Source organism: Mesorhizobium sp. M4B.F.Ca.ET.089.01.1.1, from assembly GCF_004022605.1.
GTDB classification, from domain to species: domain Bacteria; phylum Pseudomonadota; class Alphaproteobacteria; order Rhizobiales; family Rhizobiaceae; genus Mesorhizobium; species Mesorhizobium abyssinicae.
Genome location: NZ_RZOS01001102.1, coordinates 1 through 710, shown reverse-complemented (window position 1 = coordinate 710; position 710 = coordinate 1). Strand labels below are relative to the sequence as shown.

The window sequence follows — 710 nt, the reverse complement described above, 5'->3', positions numbered from 1 at the left end:
TATATGACGTTGGAGTCGGAGCCAGCAACCGCAAGTGCGCCGACGCTCGCGCTCGTGAAGAAGCCGTCGGACACGCAGCGCCAATAAATGCCGCCGTCAATCGCCTTCCACACCCCACCCGCGCATGCGCCGAAGTAGAAGACCAACGGCTCGTTGGGGTCGCCCGCAACCGCCACAACGCGGCCCCCTCTGGCTGGTCCGATGCAGCGCCATTTGAGGGCCTGGAGGCTTTTAGGATCAGTCATAGGATCCGTGTTGCCATCGCAAGTTCTGCTTCTGATGGTGGGCATAGGTCTCTTACTGCCTCAGCTGTTCCGGTGGTATGATTTCTGGTCAAAACCTGAATCATCGCCGCAGTCGTGGATCGAGCGCATCTCTGAGACCGTCGCCGATATAGGCGACGCTGAGGACGGTTAGCGAAATCGCAATACCCGGCCACAGCACCAGTTGCGGATAGATCTGCATATAACCAATCCCGTCAAAGAGCAGCCGCCCCCATGTTGGGAAATCTGGTGGAAAGCCCAAGCCAAGAAACGACAGCACGCTTTCCGTGATAATCGCGTCGGCGATGCCGAGAGTGGCCGAGACAATGATCGGCGACATGACGTTGGGCAGCACATGCCGAAAAATGATCCGGTGCGGCGGGGTGCCGATGCTGCGCGAAGCCATTACGAATTCGCGCTGCTTGACGGCCAACACTTCGCCGCGCA

The 710-nt window shown here is 59.0% G+C and carries 1 protein-coding gene; it reads right to left on the bottom strand.

Annotation, left to right across the window (positions count from 1 at the left end; genetic code table 11):
- Positions 1-345: 345 nt before the first annotated feature.
- The coding region (locus tag EN780_RS36245; RefSeq protein WP_133372953.1) for an ABC transporter permease at positions 346-710 on the bottom strand (365 nt) is incomplete at its 5' end.